This is a genomic window from Achromobacter sp., assembly GCF_049647645.1.
Taxonomy (GTDB): Bacteria; Pseudomonadota; Gammaproteobacteria; order Burkholderiales; family Burkholderiaceae_B; genus Achromobacter.
The window spans coordinates 1-18,791 of sequence record NZ_JBARYB010000292.1; the positions used below are offsets into that span (position 1 = coordinate 1).

Below are 18,791 nucleotides of genomic sequence, written 5' to 3' on the forward strand. Positions count from 1 at the left end.
CGCCGGCGCCGAACCCCGGCTGGTGCGCGGCCACCGCGTCGACATCCTCCGGCGCGCCATCGCGCCGCTGGCGCCCGAGCTGACGCCGGCCCAACAGGACCGGGTGGCCCAGGCCCTGTCGCTGGTCTACGGCACCGAGGTGTTCCTGGTGCTGAAGGACATCTGGAAACTGGAGCTGCCCGAACTCACGGACGTGGCGCGCTGGACCGCCCAGGCCATCATCGCGCAGGCGCTGGCCGAGGCCCGATCCGGAAATTGACTGCCTGGAAAGCCCGCTCGGAAGTAACCCCGCCGCTTACTGGCCCGACTTGCGGTGGCTGCGGAACAGCAGGTGCGTAGAAGCCAGGTGGAAGCGCATGGCGATCTGGGCGCATTCGGCGTCGCGCGCGCGCAGCGCCGCGATGATCTGACGATGATGCTCCACGCTGCGCAGCATGTCGTCCTTGGTGTAGAAGTAGAACGAGCCGATGATGATCGGCATGTCCAGCAGGCTTTCCACCATGGACCGCACCCGGGCGGATTGCGCCGCTTCGAGCAGCGCGTGGTGGAACTGGTTATTGAAGTGCTGCACCTGCGCGACGCTGTCGGGAGCCTCGGCGTTGATGGCATCGAGCATGCACTGATTGATGCGCTCGAGTTCGGAGATCTGCTCCGGACTGGCCCGTTCGGCGGCGGCCTTGGCGGAATACGGTTCAAGCAGCATGCGCAGTTCGAACGCTTCGTCGATGTCCCGGTCTTGCCAGCCCAGCACCACGGCTCCGCGCCGGCCTTCGTGCTTGACCAGGCCGTCTGTCACCAGGCGTTCGATCGCGCTGCGCACCGGCGTCCGGCTGACGGAAAGTTCGGCCGCAATGTGCTCTTCGCGCAGGCGTTCGCCGGGCATGAAAGAGCCTGCCATCAAGCGGCGGCGCAACTCTGCATAAACGTAATCGCGGGCGCTCGACATGATGGCGCATGACTCCAGATCAGGGTTGTCGAACTATACCGGAAGCCTATCCGGCAATCGCGCCTGGCCGCGTCAACGCTGGCGTTGCCCGAGCCGCTCCAGGAATCTGGGCCAGACCTCCGGATTCAGCAGCCGGGAGGGCCGGCGTCCGGCCAACATTTCCATGATCTGGCTGGCGGATCCTTGCGCAACCTTGCGCCGGCCTTCGTGCGTGACGCCTCCGGTGTGGTAGGTTGCCACGACATCGGAACGCTGCAGCAGGCCATGCCCGGGCGGGGGAGGTTCCTGGCTCCAGACATCCAGCCCTGCTCCCGCCAGCCGCCCATCCTGCAAGGCCGAAAGCAGCGCCTGCTCATCATGGATCCCGCCGCGCGCGGTGGAAATGAACAGCGCGCCGGGACGCATCCTGGCGTACGCGTCGGTCCCAATCATGCCCCGCGTGTCGTCGTTCAGCGGGCAGTGCAAACTCACCACGTCGGCCTGTTCGAGCAGTTGCGGCAGACTCACGGGCTCGGCGCCGCGGGTGCGGATTTCCTCGCGCGTAAGCAGCGGGTCGCATGCCATCACCCGCATGCCGAAGCCGGTGGCGATGCGCGCCACTCGGCGGCCGATCTCACCGAGGCCCACGATGCCCAGCACGCGCCCTTCGATCTCGCGCCCCATCAGGGCCTCGCGCGAGGCGGCGGATCCCGCCAGCAGCGCGGCCTGGGATTCACGCAGGCGCTTGACCAGCGACAGCAGCAAGGCGAACGTCATTTCCGCCACTGACGCGGCGTTGGCGCCGGCCTGGTTCACCACCGCCACCCCGGCCCGCGTGCAGGCCGCCACGTCCACGGTGTCGTAGCCCGCGCCGCCCGACGAAACGCAAAGCAGCGCCGGGCACCGCGCCAGCAAGCTTGCCGAAACCTGCCAGCGCGCGGGGACTTCATCCTTGGCCGCGCTGACATGGTAGGCCTGCGCGCCGGCCAGTCCCGCCGCCGTGATCGCCTCGTCGCGCGCAGGCAGCACTTCGACGCTCAAGCCCGGCTCGCCCTTGATGCAAGCATCGAACGCAGGGTCGATCCAGAGATCCAGCCGAACGATGCGCATCCTGTCCGACAGTCGCGCAGCCTGGCTCACGACTGCGCCTCGGCGCATCCCAGCTGCTTGAGCCGGGCATCGACCCAGGACGTATCCAGCGATCCCGCCGCGATGTCCGCCAGCATCCTCGTTTCCAGTTCGTGCTTGGACTGGGCAGCCAGGTAGACCGCCTCCGTCTGCTCGAACGGAATCGACAGCAGGCCATCCTCGTCGCCCAGGATCAAGTCGCCCGGGGCTATCGTCATGCCATCCAGGGCAATGACGCAGTTGATCTCGCCAGGCCCATCCTTGTAGGGTCCCCGGTGGGTCACGCCAGCCGCATAGACCGGAAACGGACCGCGGCGGATCGTGCCGCTATCGCGGATCGCGCCATTGATCACGATGCCGGCGATGCCGCGCGTCTGCGCGTAGCTGGTCATGATTTCGCCGATGATGGCGTTGGTCAGGTCGCCGCCCGCATCCACCACGATCACGTCGCCGGGCTGCGCCAGATCAAGCGCCTTGTGCACCAGCAGATTGTCGCCAGGACGGGTGCGCACGGTCAGGGCCGGACCCGCAAGCGGGCTGCCATCGTGCATGGGCTGCAGGCGCGCGCCGCCGGCCGTCATCCGCGACATGCAGTCGCTGATGTTGGCGACCGGCACGCCTTTGAACTTGTCCACGGTTTGCTTGCTCGCCGCACGCTTGCGGGCGTGGATCTCAAAACCGATCATGTTTGCTCCTGTCGGAAATTGCCATGCGTTGCCATTACTGTTTAGGAATGCCGGCGTCCTGCACGACCTTGCCGAAGATCTCGTGGTCCGCGCGGTGCTGGCGAGCCAGGTCCTCGGGCGCGCCCTTGAGCACGCTATAGCCGGCGTCTTCCAGTTTTTTCACCAACTCTGGTTGGGACTGGACACGCTGCAAGGCCTGGTTCAGCGCGGCGATCACGTCATCCGGCGTCCTGGCGGGCGCCATCAGGCCCCACCAGATCGATTGGTCTATCGTCTTGAATCCGCTTTCCGCGAACGTGGGCACGTCGGGCAGGGCCGGCGCGCGCTCCTTGGCGACCACGGCCAGCGCGCGGACCTTGCCGCCGCGGATCTGCGGCAGCAGCGAAGCCACCGAGCCCACATACATGTCGATGCGGCCGCTGGCCAGATCCGGGAACGCCTGGCCCCAGCCCCGGTAAGGCACGTGCATCAACTCCATGTTCGCCGCCTTGCGCCAGAGATAGCCGGTCAGGTCGCCGGTGCCGCCGATGCCGGGTATGCCAAGCGAAACCACGCCAGGGCGAGCCTGTGCCGCCTTGACCACATCGCCGACCGTCTTGAACGGGGATTCGGGCAAAACCACGAAAACGCTCGGTGACGTGGCCACGGGGCCGACAGGCCTGAAATCCTTGAACGTGTCGTAGCTGAGCTTGTTGTAGAGCCAGGGATTCAGCACGATGTTGTCGGTCTGGGCCATCACCAGCGTATGTCCATCCGGACGCGCGCGGGCGGTGGCGTCCAGCGCCAGGTTGCCGCCGGCGCCCGGCTTGTTCTCCACCACCATGTTCCAGCCCTGGTCCTGGCCGATCGCGCTGCCGATCATGCGGGTCAGCGTATCGGTGCCGCCACCGGGCGGGAATGGGGAAATGAGCGTGATGGGCGCCGTGCCCATATCCGCCGCGTTCGCGGCGGCGCAGCCCAGCACGAGCGTTGCCGCCAGGAGTTTCTTCAGAACCTTCATTGTCTTCCTCGCACAGTTGATTCTTGTTGGATATGCCGTCGCTGCGTCGCGCTGTAGCGCGGCGCTCAGCGCTCGCGCGCCAAAGCCGTCAGCCAGGCCAGGCGCGCCTCGACCGAATCCGGCAGATTGAAATTTCCGTCCGCTCGCGCATCCAGGATGCCTTGGCTGGTCCGGCTGAAAAGCCGTTCGACGCCATCGAGGACCAGGGGCTCCAGTCCCGCCCCGATCAGTTGCTCGCGGGCCTCGCGGACTTCCGCCTGCCGGCGCTGCGCATGCAGCACGTGGGATCGGACAAACGAATCCATGAAGGCCGTAAGCGGCGTCTGGTCGATGTCCGCCAGTACCTCGTAAAGCGAGGCTCTCAACCCCATGGACTCGGCCGCCACCAGGCATTCCACCGCCAGGCTTTCCATGCCCTTGGTCATGATGCTGCGCAGCAGTTTCAGGCGCACTGCGTCGCCCGCCGCTCCTAGTATGGCGCGCGCCGGCGCCCCGCCGCTCTCGGCCAGCCGCAGCACCGCGTCCGTGCCGGTCCCGGCGCAAAGCAAGGGCGTACGCTCCGCCAGCAGGGCAATGGCGCCCATGATCGCGACGTCGGTGAAGTCGATATTCCGTTCGGCGGCGGCCGCCGAGGCGGCCTGCATGTCGGGCGCGCTGGCTGTCGTGAAGTCGGCGTAGACCGCGTCCTGGCGCATGTGCGGGAAGCTCTGCCGCGCCATCTCCAGTGCCGCGTGGCCATAGACCGCCGACACCACGATGTCAGCCTCGCCCAGCCACGCGCCTGGCGCGGCGTGCAATCCGGCGCCATGACGCCGGGCGCGTCCCGCCATTTCCTCGTCCTGCCGCAACTCGCAGATCGCGACCAACGTATGCCCGGCGGCGCTCCATGCTTGCGCATAGCAGGAACCGACCTCGCCGCAGCCCAGTAGAGCAATTTTCATCTCTATAAATACAATAAAAAAACAATTATGCTTTATAGAATGAAAAATTTGCACTTATTATTCGTATAAACCCTAGGATTTCTTTATTTTTAGTACATTAAAAAAACATAACTGATCCTCACCGTACTCCCAGACCATTGAAATCGGACGCGCGCAGGCGGCCCGCCGAGAGCGACGGACGCCCGATCGGCGCATGTACTAACGATGGATAGCGGTCATTCAGAGATGAGAATGACGCAATGCGCGCGGCTGCCCGGCGGGCAACCGCGGCAGTGGATTCCCCGACGCGTCAGGCGCGCCGGCTCATGCCGGCGGAGATGGTTCGCGCCGTGCGACACAGCGGTTCCAGGCACTGCTCCACCATCTGTCCGGTCGAGCGCACGCCCTGGATCCACACGATGTTGACGCAGCCGTACAGCTTTCCCGGCGCGGCCATGATGGGCACGGCAATGGCCTCCAGCCTGTCGTTCTGGTCCTTGCGGGTCTTGTCGTAATCGCCGCCGAAGCGTTGCTCGCGCAGGGCGTAGCCCTGGCGGCGCGTCTGCTCCAGCAGCTTGGCCACGGCGGCGCAATCGTGCGCCAACGCATCGCCCTCGCGGCGGCTGCGGCGCAACGCCTCCAGGATCGAATCGCGCTCCTTGTCGGCGCAGAACGCCAGATAGGCGCGTCCCACCGCGGAGCGCAGCATGTTGATCTGGAAGCCGATGTTGTCGCGGCGGATGGTGAAGTACGACTGACTGCGGTTGGTTTCCCGCACGATCATGGCGCTGCCGCGACGCACCGTCAGGTCCGACGGCCATAGCACCTCCGCCTGCAGGCGGTCCAGCTCGGGCGCCGCGCACTGGCCCAGCAGGTCCAGCACGCGCGCGCGCCGGCTGGGTTCGTTGAGCGAGCTGGCTGGGCAGAAATAGTCGTCGGCGATCCGCCGCCAGATCAGCCCGCGCAATTGCAGCGTCGCCAGGATGCGCAGCAGCGTGGCCTTGGCGTAGCCGGTGCGTACATGCAATTCCTGCAGGCTTGCGCCCTGTGTGGCGCGCACTTCATCCAGCACGATCAGGCCGCGCTCCAGCGCGTCTATCGTCTTTACCTTCGGCGTCCAACGGCTCATTGCGCCTCTCTTTCCGCACATCTGAAAATTTCACTGAGTGAAACTCTAGCAAAACCTGCTTGAGCCGCCCAGCCCCCGCGAAATATCGTGGCGTCTATCGCAAGCCGTGGTGGCTGGCGGAACAGGACGAGAGGCGGGAATGAGCGGACAGGCTGTACGCAATGTGCTCTGGATCATGTGCGACCAACTGCGCTGGGACTACCTGTCCTGCTATGGGCACCCGCGCCTGCGCACTCCCAACATCGACCGTCTGGCCGCCGAAGGCGTGCGCTTCGATAATGCCTTCGTGCAGGGGCCGGTCTGCGGCCCGTCGCGCATGTCCTATTACACCGGCCGCTATGTCACCAGCCACGGCGCCGTGTGGAACTTCGTGCCCATGCCCGTCAGCGAAATGACGCTGGGCGACTATCTGCGTCCGCTGGGCGTGCGCGTGGCCGTGGCGGGCAAGACCCACGTGGAGGCCGACAAGGCCGGCATGCGGCGCCTGGGCATGGACCCGGCGAGCGCGACAGGCATCCTGGCGGCGGAAGGCGGGTTCGAGCCCTACGACCGCGACGACGGCATCTGGCCGCCGGGCTTCAGCGATGAATCGCACCGGTATACGCAATACCTGCGCCAGCAAGGCTATGCCGGCGCCAACCCCTGGCACGACCACGCCAATTCGGCGCTGGGCGCCAACGGCGAGATCCTGTCCGGCTGGAACATGCGCTATGCCGGCCTGCCGGCGCGCGTCGCCGAGGCGGACTCCGAAACGCCCTACATGACGCGTCGCGCGATCGAGTTCATGGAGCAGAGCGGCGAGCAGCCCTGGGTGCTGCACCTGTCCTACATCAAGCCGCACTGGCCCTATGTCGCGCCCGCGCCTTACCACGCCATGTATTCGACCGACGACATGCTGACGGCCAAGCGCGTGACGCGCGAACTGGACAACGCGCATCCCGTGCTGCAAGGCTTTCGGCAGGCCGAGGTCAGCCGGAACTTTTCCTGCGACCAGATGCGCGAGACCGTGATACCCACCTACATGGGCCTGATCAAGCAGGTCGACGACCAGCTGGGCGTGCTGTTCGACTATCTGCGGCGCAGCGGCCGCGACCAGGACACCATGGTCATCTTCTGCAGCGACCATGGCGACTACCTGGGCGATCACTACCTGGGTGAAAAAGAGCTGTTCCACGACTGCGTGGCCAAGGTGCCGCTGATCGTGCGCCTGCCTGGCGACAGTGCGCGGCGCGGCGCGGTGGAATCGCGGCTGGTGGAAGCCATAGACCTGGTCCCCACCATCCTGGACGCGCTGGGCGCGGAGATCCCCGACCACATCCTGGAAGGGCGTTCCCTGCTGCCGCTGCTGCGCGGCGAGGAACCCGCCGACTGGCGCCGCGCCGTGTACTCGGAAAACAACTACGCGTTCCGCGACTTCGTGCGCGAGCCGCTGGGCCGCCCCGCCGACGGCTGCCACACCATCATGGTGCGCGACCACGAATGGAAGTACGTCCATTTCGAAGGCCTGCGCCCGCAGCTATTCAACTTGCGCGCCGACCCCGACGAATACGACGACCTGGGCGCGGATCCCGCGCACGCGCCCATCCGGGAACGCTACCAGGCCATGCTGTTCGACTGGCTGCGCAATCGCAAGATCCACCCCACGGTCAGCCACGCCGCCATGACGGGATGGTCACGCAAGGAGGAGTCGGTCGGCATCCATATCGGCAGGTGGTAGCGCAGCGCGCCCGGACCAGGGCGCCTGGAAAACAAACGTCAGGAGACAGCATGAAACCGCATTTACTTGCGCTGGCAGCCTGTGTGGCCGCCAGCACGGCATCGCACGCCCAGCCGAAGGAGGAGTGGCCCACGCGTGCCATCCGCATCGTGGTCGCATTTCCCGCGGGATCGCCGGGCGACACGGCCGTGCGCATCGTGGCCGACGCGGTGGGACAGTCGCTGAAGCAGCCGCTCATCGTCGAGAACCGTCCCGGCGCGGGCGGCAATATCGGTGCGGAAGCCGTGGTCCGGTCGCCCGCCGACGGCTACACCTTCCTGGAGGCGCCGGACACCGTCGTCACCATCAATCCGGCCATCTACCGCAAGCTGAACTTCAAGGCCGATGACCTGACACCGGTGGTCGCGCTGGCGAACTTCAACCAGATGCTGGTGTGCTCGCCCGCTTCCGGCCTGCGCACGCTGGCGCAGCTGGACGCGCAGGCCAGGAAGACGCCCGGCGCGCTCAGCTACGCCTCCGGCGGCCAGGGCGTGCCGGGCCATCTGGCCATGGAGCTATATCTGTCGGGCGCGGGACTGGACGTCCTGCACGTGCCCTACAAGGGGCCGTCGCCCGCCACCCAGGACGTGCTGGCCGGGCAGGTGCCCTGCGGCTATCTGGCGTCGCCCGTGGTCGCGCCCTACGTCGCGGCCGGCAAGCTCCACGGGCTGGCGGTGTCGGGCAGCGCGCGCTCGGTCCAGGCGCCGGACGTGCCGACCATGCAGCAGGCGGGCGTGGCAGGCTACGACGCCACCTTCCGCGAAATGCTGTTCGCGCCCAAGGGCACGCCGGCCGCCATCGTGCAGCGCATGAACGAGGAAGTGGCGCGCGCCCTGGCGCTTCCCGAGGTGAAGCAGAAGCTGCAAGGCAACGACCTGGATCCACGGCCCGAATCGCCCGACGCCACCGCGCTGCGCCTGCGCGAGGACGCCGCGAAATGGACCGGCGTCATCCGCAAGATCAAGCTCAAGGTGGACTGACACGCCCGCCCCGCTCCCGCCGTCCGCGCCACTTCCGCCGCGCGGGCGGCATCCCCCGACACAGGAGGCCACATGAACGCAGCAACATCCACCACCGTCTTCGGTTCGCTGAAGGGCTACCGCAAGGGCTCGATCGAGATCACACAGGGCTCGCCGCGCCACTACGTCTTTTCCAACATCTTCGAGGTGGCCGCGAGCTCCGCGCCATACGAAAAGGTCGTGGTCGGCAAGAACCTGGAGTACGTCATCGAAACCCTGCGCGCCGAGGGCCAGTCGCCCTGGTACGCCTGCAGCCATGACGAGTTCGCCATCCTGATGGACGGCCAGGCCCAGGTCGAGTTCCTGGCCCTGGACCAGCCGCCCGCCGCCGCGGACGGCAGCGTGCTGGCGGGCCAGGCTCCCGCTGGCAAGCCCATGGGCCGCGTACTGCTGGGCCGCGGACACCAATGCCTGCTGCCTGCCGGCTGCGCCTACCGATTCACCGCGCCGTATCCGGGCGTGCTGCTGATACAGACCCGCGCGGGCGAGCTGTCCGTCGAGAAGTGGGCGGACATCTGCCTGCAATAAGCCCCCTCTTTTCCTTCAGGAGTACCGATATGGCCATGCTGGATACGCACACCCCCTCCTTCGCCGCCGGCAAAGTCGCGGCCGGCGCCGCCGACGCCGCCACCGGCTACAAGCGCTTCGATCTCGGCGCGTTCACCTTCATCCGCGACGAATACTTCGTCAAGGTGCACTGGCCCTCCAAAGGCCAGATCCGCACCCACGCGATCCCGGCCGATGCCTTCCTGCGCGCCCTGATGCGCGACGTCGCCTGGGGCTTCTTCTACGGCTGGGTCAATTTCGACCACGTGTTCGGCACACGCAACCACTATGGCAAGGTGGACGTCTATGCCGGTTCGTTCAACGGCGTGATGAAGGCGGCGGACGTGGATTACACCGAGACTTTCGATACCCCGCTCATCATGGCCACCTTCAAGGCCATGCTGCACGACTGGACCAACGAGGGCTTCGATCCCTTTGCGGCCCCCGAGGAGACCGGCTCGGCCTTCGGCCGCAAGCATGGCGACAACATCGCCGCCATCGAGCGTTCGCGCATCGCCACGCGGCGCATGCCGGGCCTGCCGGAAGACTCGCCGCTGCGCGACGACCTGCCGGTCAACCGGGCCTTCGCCGACGTGACCCAGGACGAGCCGCAGATCCATGCCGAGCCGGGCTACGAAGACGCGCTGCATGCGTTCAGCCTGTTCAAGTACCTGTCGCGCTCGGACGTCACCTGGAATCCTTCCGTCACGTCCGTTTGCGGCGCCAGCCTGTTCTGCCCGACCACCGAGGAATTCATCCTGCCGGTGTTCCATGGCAACGACCGCGTCGAATGGTTCTTGCAGCTCTCGGACGAGATCGTCTGGGACATCGGCGACAAGGACACCGGCGCGCCGCGCGCCCGCGTCACCATGCGCGCCGGCGACATCTGCGCCATGCCCGCCGACATCCGCCATCAAGGCTACTCGACCAAGCGCTCGATGCTGCTGGTGTGGGAGAACGCAACCCCCGACCTGCCCCAACGCTACGAAACCGGCGAACTCGCGCCCTACCCGGTCGCGTTCTGAATCCGCCCCCCACTCATAACGAATCCAGAGCCATGCAGAACAAACTCTATATCGACGGCCGCTTCGTGGACGCGGCCGCTGGCGGCACGATCGACGTGCTGAACCCGCACGACGGTTCCCTCATCACCGCCATCGCCGCCGCCGAAGCCGAAGACGTGGACCGCGCCGTGGCGGCCGCAAAGCGCGCCTTTCCCGCCTGGGCGCGCATGGCCGCGGCCGAGCGCGGACGCCTGCTGCTCAAGCTGGCCGACCTGATCGAAGCCAACGCGGAAGAACTGGCGCAGCTGGAAACGCTGGACACCGGCCACCCGATACGCGATACGCGCGGCCTGGACGTGCCGCGCACCGCCGGCTGCTTCCGCTACTTCGGCGGCATGGCCGACAAGTTGCAAGGCAGCGTCATCCCGGTGGAAACGGGCTTTCTCAACTATGTGCAGCGCGCGCCCATCGGCGTGGTCGGCCAGATCGTGCCCTGGAATTTTCCGCTGATGTTCACCAGCTGGAAGCTGGGACCTGCGCTGGCGGCTGGCAACACGGTGGTGCTCAAGCCGTCTGAACTCACGCCCCTGTCGACCCTGCGCATCGCCGAGCTGATGGCCGAAGCGGGCTTTCCCGCCGGCGTGGTCAACATGGTGCCCGGTGACGGCCACAGCGCGGGCCAGCGGCTGGCCGAGCATCCGGACGTGGGCAAGATCGCCTTCACGGGATCCACCGCCACCGGCCGCCGCATCGTGGAAGCGTCCAAGGGCAATCTCAAGCGCGTGCAGCTGGAACTCGGCGGCAAGGGCGCCAACATCGTATTCGACGACGCCAACCTCGACGCCGCCATCAACGGCGCAGCCTGGGCCATCTTCCACAACCAGGGGCAGGCCTGCATCGCCGGCTCGCGGCTGATGCTGCATGAGAAGATCGCCGATGCCTTCCTGGAGCGCTTCACCGCGCTGGCGAACTCCATCCGCCTGGGCGATCCGCGCTCCCCCGACACCGAAATGGGCCCGCTGACCTCGGCCCAGCACCGCGACAAGGTCCTGTCCTACGCCGGCATCGCCGCCGAACAGGGCGCGCGCGTGCTGGCCGGCGGCACGGCGCCCGGCGGCGAACTGTCCCGCGGATACTACGTCGCGCCCACCATCGTCGAAGCCAAGCCGCAGGACCGCGTCGCGCAGGAAGAAGTGTTCGGCCCCTTCGTCACCGTGCTGCGCTTCGGCAGCGACGAGGAGGCCCTGGCCATTGCCAACGCCACCGACTACGGTCTGGGCAGCGGCCTGTGGACGCGCGACCTGGCGCGCGCCCACAAGCTGGCGGGTTCCATCCACGCGGGCATGTGCTGGATCAACTGCTACAAGCGGGTCAATCCCGGCAGCCCGTTCGGCGGCGTGGGCCAGTCTGGCTACGGCCGCGAAATGGGCTTCGAGGCCATGCATGACTACACTGAAGCCAGGTCGGTGTGGGTCAACGTGGACGCCGCCGTGCCGCCGCATTTCAAGCGCTGAGGAGCCGCCATGAACCCTGCCAAGCCGAACGCCGAAACCGCCTTGACCGACGCGGTCGCCGCCGCCTTTGCCCAGACGCCGGACCCCAGGCTGCGCCAGCTGATGCAGTCGCTGGTGCGGCACCTGCACGCCTTCGTCGCCGACGTCGAGCCCACCGAGGCCGAATGGATGGCGGCGATCCGCTTCCTGACCGAAACCGGCCAGACCTGTGACGGCGCGGTGCGGCAGGAGTTCATCCTGCTGTCCGACACGCTGGGCGTGTCGATGCTGGTGGACGCCGTCAACCACCGCAAGCCGGGCCAGGCCACCGAAAGCACGGTGTTCGGCCCCTTCTACATCGCCGGCATGCCCGAGCGCGCAGCCGGCGAGGACATGGCGCAGACGCCCGGCGAACCCGCGCTGGTACATGGGTACGTCCGCGACACCGAGGGCCGGCCGCTGGCTGGCGCCGTGCTCGACGTGTGGCAGACGGCCGCCAATGGCATGTACTCGGGCCAGGACCTGGACCAGCCACACGGCAATCTGCGCGGCCGCTACCGCAGCGGCGAGGACGGAAGTTTCGCGATCCGCACCATCCTGCCCGTGTCCTATCCGATCCCGGGCGACGGTCCTGTCGGCCGCATGATGGCGGCCACCGGCCGCCACATCTTCCGGCCCGCGCACCTGCATTTCATGATCGACGCGCCGGGGCGCCAGCGGCTGGTCACCCACCTGTTCAATGCCGGAGATCCCTATCTCGCGTCGGACGCTGTGTTCGGCGTGAAGCCCTCGCTGGTGCTGCACTACAGCCGGCAGGGCGCGGACTCCGCGCTGGGCCAGCGCCATGGATTCGATTCGGACTTCCATGAGGGACGCTATGACTTCGTGCTGCCCCGCGCTTGAACCGGCGGCCGAAGCCGCGCTGTGCCGGATTGAGGACATCCCGGATGGCGGTTCATTGACGGTGGACCTGGGCGCGCAGCCGGTAATCCTGCTGCGGCGCGGGCAGTCGGTCTGGGGCTACCTGAACCGCTGCCCGCACTTCTCCGTCACGCTGAACGCCGCGCACGGCATGGTCCTGACCTATGAGGCCCAGGTACTGATGTGTGCGCATCATTCGGCCCTGTTCCGCTTCGAGGACGGGCTGTGCATCGAAGGCCCCTGCCAGGGCGCGGCGCTGGATTCCCAGCCGCTGCTCGTGGACGCGGGACGTGTCTATGCCGACCGCGGCATGCTCCTGGATCCTGCTGGTTGACGTAACCCACCACAATTGCTACACACACAGACGCATTGCACTTGCCCTCAGAATCTCTCCATAAGAGGTGGTTTATGAACAAGCGTATTGTTGTCGTAGGCGGCGGCGTAGGCGGCACCATGCTGGCCAATCAGCTCGCCGGAAAGTTGTACCCCGAGATCACGCGCGACGAAGTCTCCATCACGCTGATCTCGGACACGCCGGATCACTACTACAAACCGGCTTTCATGTATGTGGCCTTCAACCTCTTCTTCCAGGAAGAACTGAAACGGCCGGAACGCTCCCTGCTGCGGCCCGAAATCGAGTTCCGCGTCGACAAGGTCACGCGGTTTCACTTCGACAGCCAGGAAGTCTCCACCCAGAGCGGCAAGCGCTACGGCTATGACTACCTGGTCATCGCCACCGGCTGCGTGCCATCCCCCGAACGCATCGAAGGACTGAAGGAAGCCGGGGATCATTTCTACCAGTACGCGCCCGCCAGGCAACTGGCGGACCGCCTGTCGCGCATCGAACGCGGGCGGGTATTCATCAGCGTCACCTTCCCCAAGACGCCCAACGTCCCGCACCAATGCGGCATCGCGCCCATCGAAACCACGCTGATGCTGGACGACTACCTGCGGCGGCGCGGCGTGCGCGACAAGATCGAGATCGTCTACACCTACCCGACCACCTCGCAGCTGCTGCGCAACTGCCTGTTCCTGCAGCGCCCGACCTGCGAAGTGCTGCCCGCCATCTTCGAGCAGAAGGGCATACAGTTCCAGCGCGGCTTCACGCTGTCGCGGGTGGATCCGGAGCGGCGCATCGCCTACTCGGAGGAAGGCGGCGAGCAGCCCTTCGACATCCTCATGGCCACGCCGCCGATACGCGCCGTGGACGTGGTGCTGGAATCCGGCGTGTCGCAGGCCGAGAACAACGAAGGCTGGTTGCCGACCGACCACGAAACCCTGCAGGTCTACGGGCTGCAGAACGTCTACGTCATCGGCGACACCGTCGACTTACCGGTCAGCAAGGCGGGCGGCTCCTGCCACAACCAGGCGCCGGTGGTCGCCAACAACATCGCCGCCGAAATCCGCCTGGGCCACCCTTGCAGCGTCTATGACGGGCGGGTGCAGGCGGTGGCCCAGATGGGGCTGAACGCCGGCATGCCGCTCTGGTACGACTACACCCACGACGTGCTGCCCACGCCGCCCACCAAGCTCGGCGGCCTGCTGCGCCACGGCTTCAACCGCGGCCTGTACTGGGCCGTCGCAAGGGGAATGCTATGAACGCGCCGCATGAAGCAAGCGCCACCCAGGCCGCCGATACGCCATCCGCATTCCTGGGCGGCGGGCCTGGCGCGCGCGCCCTGGCCGACAGGCTGGGCCTGCTGGCCGAAGCCGGACGGCTGGACAACATCGCCGACCTGCTGTCGCTGGCCTCGGACCTGGTGGACCTGCTGGATCAGTCCATGGTGGAAAAGCTGGCGCGGTTGTCGGAGCAGGCCAGCAGCGCCGCCTGGACCGCCGCCAACTCGCTGCGCGACGCCCATGCCCGCACGCTGCAGGAAGCCCGCCCGCCGAGCCTGACGGGCCTTATCGGCCTGCTGCGCGACGAGGACACGCGCCGCGGCATGGCCGTGGCGCTGCGGGCGCTGCAAACGCTGGGCCGGCAGATGGCGGCCCAGCGCAAGGATTACGCGGACGTCTCCTGAGGCTGCGCCGCGCGGCTGCGCGCCTCATGGCGCGCAGCCATCCGCGGATATCAGGACCGCACATGTAAAAACCCCCGGCAGCTGGATTTCAGTCCAGCTGCCGGGGGTTTGTTCAATGCGCGGCGGTTCTCTCGCCGCCCGCGCAACCCGCTTACTGCAAGGTCCGCGTGAACACGAACTGCCCGTCCTGCCAGTCCACCGGCACCACGTCGCGCGGGCCGAAGCGGCCTTCCAGGATCAGCCGCGCCACCGGGTTCTCGATCTGCTTCTGGATCGCGCGCTTCAAGGGGCGCGCGCCGAATACCGGATCGAAACCGGAACGGGCCAATTCCGCCAACGCGGGCTCGCTCACTTCGAGGCGCATCTCCTGCTTTTCCAGGCGCTCGCCCAGGCGGCGCAACTGGATGCGGGCGATCGACTCGATGTGCTGCGCTTCCAGGCCATGGAACACGACGACTTCGTCGATGCGGTTCAGGAACTCGGGGCGCAGGGTCTGCTTGAGCTCGTCCCACACCACTTCCTTGACCACGTCGTAGGGCTTGCCCGCCAGGCTCTGGATATGGTGCGAGCCCAGGTTCGACGTCATCACGATGACGGTATTGCGGAAGTCCACGGTGCGGCCCTGGCCATCGGTCAGGCGGCCGTCGTCCAGCACCTGCAACAGCACGTTGAAGACGTCCGGATGGGCCTTTTCCACTTCATCCAGCAGGATCACGGAATACGGCTTGCGGCGCACGGCCTCGGTCAGGTAGCCGCCCTCTTCGTAGCCCACGTATCCGGGCGGCGCGCCGATCAGGCGGGCCACAGAATGCTTCTCCATGAATTCGCTCATGTCGATGCGGATCATGTGCTCTTCCGAGTCGAACAGGAACTCGGCCAGGGCGCGCGTCAGTTCGGTCTTGCCCACGCCGGTCGGACCCAGGAACAGGAACGAACCATAGGGCCGCGACGGATCCGCCAGCCCGGCGCGCGAACGCCGGATGGCGTCGGACACCAGGCGCACGGCCTCGTCCTGCCCCACCACGCGCTTGTGCAGGTATTCCTCCATGTGCAGCAGCTTCTCGCGTTCGCCCTGCATCATCTTGGACACCGGGATGCCGGTGGCGCGCGACACGACCTCGGCGATTTCCTCGGCGCCGACGCGGGTGCGCAGCAGGCGCGGACGCCCTTCGCCGCCCTCGGCGTCCTCGGCCGCTTCTGCGGCGCCCACTTCGGCCGCCTTCAGGCGCGCTTCCAGGTCAGGCAGCTTGCCGTACTGCAGCTCCGCCAGCTTGTCGAACTGGCCCTTGCGCTGCAGTTCCGCCATTTCAGCGCGCACGCTGTCGATTTCTTCCTTGATGGCCTGCGTGCCTTGCACGGCCGCCTTCTCGGCCTTCCAGATTTCCTCGTAGTCGTTGTATTCGCGCTGCAGCTTTTCGAGTTCGTCCTCGATCACGCCCAGGCGGCGCTTGGAGGCATCGTCGGTTTCCTTCTTGACGGCCTCGCGCTCGATCTTGAGCTGGATGATGCGGCGGTCGAGCTTGTCCATCACTTCCGGCTTGGAATCGATTTCCATGCGGATGCGCGCGCCGGCCTCGTCGATCAGGTCGATGGCCTTGTCGGGCAGGAAACGGTCGGTGATGTAGCGGTGCGAGAGTTCTGCCGCGGCCACGATGGCCGGGTCGGTGATCTCGACGCCGTGGTGGATTTCATAGCGCTCCTGCAAGCCGCGCAGGATGGCGATGGTGGATTCCACGTCGGGCTCGTCGACCAGCACCTTCTGGAAGCGCCGCTCCAGCGCCGCGTCCTTCTCGATGTACTTGCGGTATTCGTCCAGCGTGGTCGCGCCGATGCAATGCAGCTCGCCGCGCGCCAGCGCCGGCTTGAGCATGTTGCCCGCGTCCATCGCGCCTTCGGCCTTGCCCGCGCCCACCATGGTGTGGAGTTCGTCGATGAAGACAATGTTGCTGCCGTCGTCCAGCGACAGCTCCTTCAGCACGGCCTTCAGGCGTTCTTCGAATTCACCGCGGAACTTGGCACCGGCCAGCAGCGCGGCCAGGTCCAGCGACAGCACGCGCTTGCCACGCAGGGTTTCGGGCACTTCGTCGTTGACGATGCGCTGCGCCAGGCCTTCGACGATGGCGGTCTTGCCCACGCCGGGCTCGCCGATCAGCACCGGGTTGTTCTTGGTGCGGCGCTGCAGGATCTGGATGGTGCGGCGGATTTCGTCATCGCGGCCGATCACCGGGTCGAGCTTGCCCTGGCGGGCGCGCTCGGTCAGGTCCATGGTGTACTTGGACAGGGCTTCGCGGTTGGACTCGCCTTCCGCGCCGGAGACGTTCTCGCCGCCGCGCACGGCGTCGATCGCGGCCTCCAGGGCCTTCTTTTGCAGGCCCGCGTCGCGCAGGATGCGGCCGGCGTCGCCCTTGTCGTCGGCCAGGGCCAACAGGAACAGTTCGCTCGCGATGTAGGTATCGCCACGGCGCGCCGCTTCCTTGTCGGTGCGAGTCAATACCGCCTGCAGGTCGCGGCCGACCTGGACGTTGTCGTCGCCCTGCACCTGCGGCAGGGATTTCAGGGCGCTGTCGATGGCCGACTGCACCCGGTTGACGGCCACGCCGGCCCGCGCCAGCAGGCTGCCCGCGCCGCTGTCGGAATCCGACAGCAAGGCGGAGAGCACGTGGATGGGCTCGATATAGGGGTGGTCGTTGCGGGCGGCCAGACTTTGGGCGTCGGCCAGGGCTTGCTGGAACTTGGTGGTCAGTTTGTCGAATCGCATAATGGTCGTTTGGCTTGTTGGGGAGCCTGACCGATACGTGCCGGCTGGCTCGATATCCTGAATATGCGGCCAGATGCGAGAATTTCAACACCTTGCCCGCGCCATGGTTTTTCGACGTGCAGCAACAATCTGACCTATGAGCATATACGTTTTTGTCTACGGCACGCTACGCGCGGGCGAAATCAATGATCTGGCGCAAGCCGCCGCGCGGCGCGGGCTGCCCGCGGTCCGCTACGTCGGTCGGGCCAGCGTGCCGGGCAGGCTGGTGGACTTCGGCGACTGGCCGGGCCTGATTCCCGTCGACGACGGCCAGCGGGTGCGGGGCGACGTGTTCCAGGTGGAGCCGGCCCTCGTAGCGCTGATGGACGAAATCGAGGAGTACGAGCCCGGCAAGCCCTGTTGCTTCGTGCGGCGCGAGGTCGTGGCGCACCTGGAATCGCCCGTGGCGGCCCCGGAACTGCGCTGCCAGTACTACCCGATAGACCCGGCCCAGCGCGGCGCGGCGGCCGATATCGCCGCCGACGACTGGGTCGCTTACCGCCTTGCCCGCCCGCTGCCGGGAGGTCGGTAAGACGCCCGTAGTAACAACGGACTACAATACAGCTTGTCTTAAGCTTTGCACCCATTCCGGCATACGTCCGCGCAATGGGCACTATAGAGGTCATCGTATGCAAAAACGGGTCCCCGTTGCCCCTGATGCCGCCCACTGCTCCACCTGCATGCTGGGGCATGTGTGCGTGCCCGTGGGCATGGCAGCCGCCGAGGTGGAAAAGCTGGACGAACTGGTCAGGGAGCGCGTGCGCCTTGAAAAAGGCAAGCCGCTCTACTCGCTGAACCACCCGCTCGACGCCGTCTACAGCGTGCGTTTCGGCAGCCTCAAAACACAGCTGGAAGACGCGACCGGCCAGATCCAGGTCACCGGCTTTCACCTGCCCGGCGAAATCGTCGGCATGGACGGCATGCTGGACGGCAAGCACGTCTCGACCGCGGTCGCGCTGGAAGATTCCGAGGTCTGCGTCATCCGCCTGGCCGATATCGACCGGGTCGCAGCCCACCTGCCCTCGCTGCAGCAGCAGTTCCGCCGCCTGATGAGCCGCGAGATCAACCGCTCGCACCAGATGCTGGCCTCGCTGGGCTCCATGCGCTCCGAACAGCGCCTGGCCGCGTTCCTGCTGAACCTGTCGCAGCGCTATGCGTCGCTGGGCTATTCCTCCACCGAGTTCGTGCTGCGCATGAGCCGCGAGGAAATCGGCAACTACCTCGGCCTGACCCTGGAAACGGTCAGCCGGCTGTTCTCGCGCTTCGCGCGCGACGGCCTCATCAAGATCAACCAGCGCGAGGTCCGCATCCTGGACCTGCCCGCGCTCAAGCAGCTGCTGGGCCAAGAGAGCTGCTGAACGCCCGTTGCGCCATGCGCCGCGCGCCCATCCTTCCCCTGCTTCAAGCGCGCCCGGGCCGCATGCGCGCCCTGGCAGCCTGGTG

18 protein-coding genes and 1 pseudogene are annotated in these 18,791 nt (G+C 66.7%); 12 read left to right on the plus strand and 7 right to left on the minus strand.

Features of this window, described 5'->3' with window-relative positions; translation table 11 throughout:
• Nucleotides 1-259: pseudogene (locus tag WBB14_RS32940) on the plus strand (TetR/AcrR family transcriptional regulator); the annotation flags it as partial.
• A gap of 36 nt (nt 260-295) precedes the next feature.
• Here WBB14_RS32940 and WBB14_RS32945 read toward each other — a convergent pair.
• From WBB14_RS32945 to WBB14_RS32970, 6 genes are all read right to left on the minus strand, one after another.
• The gene (locus tag WBB14_RS32945; protein WP_424243486.1) at nt 296-946 is read right to left on the minus strand and encodes a GntR family transcriptional regulator; all 651 of its coding nucleotides are present in this window, start codon (nt 944-946) and stop codon (nt 296-298) included.
• Nucleotides 947-1,018: 72 nt separating this feature from the next.
• Nucleotides 1,019-2,065 (minus strand): hydroxyacid dehydrogenase, encoded by a 1,047-nt coding sequence (locus tag WBB14_RS32950; protein WP_424243487.1) that lies wholly within the window; start codon nt 2,063-2,065, stop codon nt 1,019-1,021.
• Complete coding sequence (locus WBB14_RS32955) at nt 2,062-2,739, minus strand: RraA family protein (RefSeq protein WP_424243488.1); 678 nt, start codon at nt 2,737-2,739, stop codon at nt 2,062-2,064. Before WBB14_RS32955 ends, WBB14_RS32950 begins: the two co-directional genes overlap by 4 nt.
• Nucleotides 2,740-2,773: 34 nt before the next feature.
• The gene (locus WBB14_RS32960) at nt 2,774-3,739 is read right to left on the minus strand and encodes a Bug family tripartite tricarboxylate transporter substrate binding protein (protein ID WP_424243489.1); all 966 of its coding nucleotides are present in this window, start codon (nt 3,737-3,739) and stop codon (nt 2,774-2,776) included.
• A gap of 65 nt (nt 3,740-3,804) precedes the next feature.
• Nucleotides 3,805-4,680 (minus strand): NAD(P)-binding domain-containing protein, encoded by an 876-nt coding sequence (locus WBB14_RS32965; RefSeq protein WP_424243490.1) that lies wholly within the window; start codon nt 4,678-4,680, stop codon nt 3,805-3,807.
• A 289-nt stretch (nt 4,681-4,969) separates the two neighbouring features.
• Nucleotides 4,970-5,788, minus strand: a complete 819-nt coding sequence (locus WBB14_RS32970; RefSeq protein ID WP_424243491.1) for an IclR family transcriptional regulator domain-containing protein — start codon at nt 5,786-5,788, stop codon at nt 4,970-4,972.
• A 139-nt stretch (nt 5,789-5,927) separates the two neighbouring features.
• Here WBB14_RS32970 and WBB14_RS32975 point away from each other — a divergent pair, with 139 nt between their 5' ends.
• The 9 genes from WBB14_RS32975 (at nt 5,928) to WBB14_RS33015 (ending at nt 14,551) form a co-directional block, all read left to right on the plus strand.
• A complete protein-coding gene (locus WBB14_RS32975; protein ID WP_424243492.1) occupies nt 5,928-7,505 on the plus strand; it encodes an alkaline phosphatase family protein in 1,578 nt (525 codons plus the stop codon).
• Between the two features lie 50 nt (nt 7,506-7,555).
• Nucleotides 7,556-8,524 carry a tripartite tricarboxylate transporter substrate binding protein gene (locus tag WBB14_RS32980; protein ID WP_424243493.1) on the plus strand — a complete coding sequence of 323 codons (969 nt, stop codon included), beginning with the start codon at nt 7,556-7,558 and terminating at the stop codon, nt 8,522-8,524.
• A 72-nt stretch (nt 8,525-8,596) separates the two neighbouring features.
• Nucleotides 8,597-9,091 (plus strand): hydroxyquinol 1,2-dioxygenase, encoded by a 495-nt coding sequence (locus WBB14_RS32985; RefSeq protein WP_424243494.1) that lies wholly within the window; start codon nt 8,597-8,599, stop codon nt 9,089-9,091.
• Nucleotides 9,092-9,120: 29 nt separating this feature from the next.
• On the plus strand, nt 9,121-10,134 hold the full coding sequence (locus tag WBB14_RS32990) for a hydroxyquinol 1,2-dioxygenase (protein WP_424243495.1): 1,014 nt from the start codon (nt 9,121-9,123) through the stop codon (nt 10,132-10,134).
• A gap of 32 nt (nt 10,135-10,166) precedes the next feature.
• A complete protein-coding gene (locus WBB14_RS32995) occupies nt 10,167-11,627 on the plus strand; it encodes an aldehyde dehydrogenase family protein (protein ID WP_424243496.1) in 1,461 nt (486 codons plus the stop codon).
• 9 nt (nt 11,628-11,636) lie between these two features.
• Entirely contained in the window at nt 11,637-12,509 is an 873-nt protein-coding gene (locus WBB14_RS33000) for an intradiol ring-cleavage dioxygenase (RefSeq protein ID WP_424243497.1), read from the plus strand.
• The gene (locus WBB14_RS33005; protein ID WP_424243498.1) at nt 12,484-12,861 is read left to right on the plus strand and encodes a Rieske (2Fe-2S) protein; all 378 of its coding nucleotides are present in this window, start codon (nt 12,484-12,486) and stop codon (nt 12,859-12,861) included. Before WBB14_RS33000 ends, WBB14_RS33005 begins: the two co-directional genes overlap by 26 nt.
• A gap of 74 nt (nt 12,862-12,935) precedes the next feature.
• On the plus strand, nt 12,936-14,126 hold the full coding sequence (locus WBB14_RS33010) for an NAD(P)/FAD-dependent oxidoreductase (protein ID WP_424243499.1): 1,191 nt from the start codon (nt 12,936-12,938) through the stop codon (nt 14,124-14,126).
• Nucleotides 14,123-14,551: a DUF1641 domain-containing protein gene (locus tag WBB14_RS33015; RefSeq protein WP_424243500.1), complete on the plus strand. Its 429-nt coding sequence runs from the start codon at nt 14,123-14,125 to the stop codon at nt 14,549-14,551. The genes WBB14_RS33010 and WBB14_RS33015 overlap by 4 nt, the downstream gene beginning before the upstream one ends.
• A 151-nt stretch (nt 14,552-14,702) precedes the next feature.
• Here WBB14_RS33015 and clpB read toward each other — a convergent pair whose 3' ends face one another.
• A complete protein-coding gene (clpB, locus tag WBB14_RS33020) occupies nt 14,703-17,309 on the minus strand; it encodes an ATP-dependent chaperone ClpB (protein WP_424243501.1) in 2,607 nt (868 codons plus the stop codon).
• A gap of 136 nt (nt 17,310-17,445) precedes the next feature.
• Here clpB and WBB14_RS33025 point away from each other — a divergent pair, with 136 nt between their 5' ends.
• The gene (locus WBB14_RS33025) at nt 17,446-17,880 is read left to right on the plus strand and encodes a gamma-glutamylcyclotransferase family protein (RefSeq protein ID WP_424243502.1); all 435 of its coding nucleotides are present in this window, start codon (nt 17,446-17,448) and stop codon (nt 17,878-17,880) included.
• Between the two features lie 97 nt (nt 17,881-17,977).
• Nucleotides 17,978-18,706 (plus strand): helix-turn-helix domain-containing protein, encoded by a 729-nt coding sequence (locus WBB14_RS33030; RefSeq protein ID WP_013394848.1) that lies wholly within the window; start codon nt 17,978-17,980, stop codon nt 18,704-18,706.
• Nucleotides 18,707-18,791 lie beyond the last annotated feature (85 nt).